Consider the following 1831-nt stretch of genomic DNA (forward strand, 5'->3'; position numbering starts at 1 on the left):
GCTGTGATGGGTAGGGGAGCGTCGTGTGCCGGGTGAAGCGGCCGAGGAATCGAGTCGTGGACGGTATACGAGTGAGAATGCAGGCATGAGTAGCGATACAAGAGTGGGAAACTCTTGCGCCGATTGACCAAGGGTTCCTGGGTCAAGCTGATCTGCCCAGGGTAAGTCGGGACCTAAGGCGAGGCCGACAGGCGTAGTCGATGGACAACGGGTTGATATTCCCGTACCCGCTTTGAAGCGCCAACGCTGAACCTCTTGATGCTAAGCCCGTGAAGCCGTCCCGGAGCCTTCGGGCAAAGGGAAGTGGTGGAGCCGGTGACCCAACGGGGTAGTAGGTGAGCGATGGGGTGACGCAGGAAGGTAGTCCAGCCCGGGCGGTGGTTGTCCCGGGGTAAGGGTGTAGGCCGTGGGGTAGGCAAATCCGCCTCACGTTAAGGCTGAGACCTGATGCCGAGCCGATTGTGGTGAAGTGGATGATCCTATGCTGTCGAGAAAAGCCTCTAGCGAGTTTCATGGCGGCCCGTACCCCAAACCGACTCAGGTGGTCAGGTAGAGAATACCGAGGCGTTCGGGTGAACTATGGTTAAGGAACTCGGCAAAATGCCCCCGTAACTTCGGGAGAAGGGGGGCCATTCCTGGTGACGAGTCTTGCACTCCGAGCTGGGGGTGGCCGCAGAGACCAGCGAGAAGCGACTGTTTACTAAAAACACAGGTCCGTGCGAAGCCGTAAGGCGATGTATACGGACTGACGCCTGCCCGGTGCTGGAACGTTAAGGGGACCGGTTAGCTTGGATTCGTCCAGGCGAAGCTGAGAACTTAAGCGCCAGTAAACGGCGGTGGTAACTATAACCATCCTAAGGTAGCGAAATTCCTTGTCGGGTAAGTTCCGACCTGCACGAATGGCGTAACGACTTCTCGACTGTCTCAACCATAGGCCCGGTGAAATTGCATTACGAGTAAAGATGCTCGTTTCGCGCAGCAGGACGGAAAGACCCCGGGACCTTTACTATAGCTTGATATTGGTGTTCGGTTCGGCTTGTGTAGGATAGGTGGGAGACTTTGAAGCAGCAACGCCAGTTGTTGTGGAGTCGCCGTTGAAATACCACTCTGGTCGTGCTGGATGTCTAACCTGGGTCCGTGATCCGGATCAGGGACAGTGTCTGGTGGGTAGTTTAACTGGGGCGGTTGCCTCCTAAAAAGTAACGGAGGCGCCCAAAGGTTCCCTCAGCCTGGTTGGCAATCAGGTGTTGAGTGTAAGTGCACAAGGGAGCTTGACTGTGAGACTGACGGGTCGAGCAGGTACGAAAGTAGGGACTAGTGATCCGGCGGTGGCTTGTGGAAGCGCCGTCGCTCAACGGATAAAAGGTACCCCGGGGATAACAGGCTGATCTTCCCCAAGAGTCCATATCGACGGGATGGTTTGGCACCTCGATGTCGGCTCGTCGCATCCTGGGGCTGGAGTAGGTCCCAAGGGTTGGGCTGTTCGCCCATTAAAGCGGTACGCGAGCTGGGTTTAGAACGTCGTGAGACAGTTCGGTCCCTATCCGCTGTGCGCGTAGGAGTGTTGAGAAGGGCTGTCCCTAGTACGAGAGGACCGGGACGGACGAACCTCTGGTGTGCCAGTTGTTCTGCCAAGGGCATGGCTGGTTGGCTACGTTCGGGAGGGATAACCGCTGAAAGCATCTAAGCGGGAAGCCTGCTTCGAGATGAGCACTCCCACCTCCTTGAGAGGGTAAGGCTCCCAGTAGACGACTGGGTTGATAGGCCGGATATGGAAGCCCTGTGAGGGGTGGAGTTGACCGGTACTAATAGGCCGAGGGCTTGTCCTCAG

General features: G+C 57.1%; 1 rRNA gene. It reads left to right on the forward strand.

The features are described 5' to 3' along the window. Window positions 1-1829 (forward strand): 23S ribosomal RNA (locus ACWC9T_RS41725); the annotation flags it as partial. Window positions 1830-1831: the final 2 nt, after the last annotated feature.

This window comes from Kitasatospora sp. NPDC001159, from assembly GCF_053598235.1.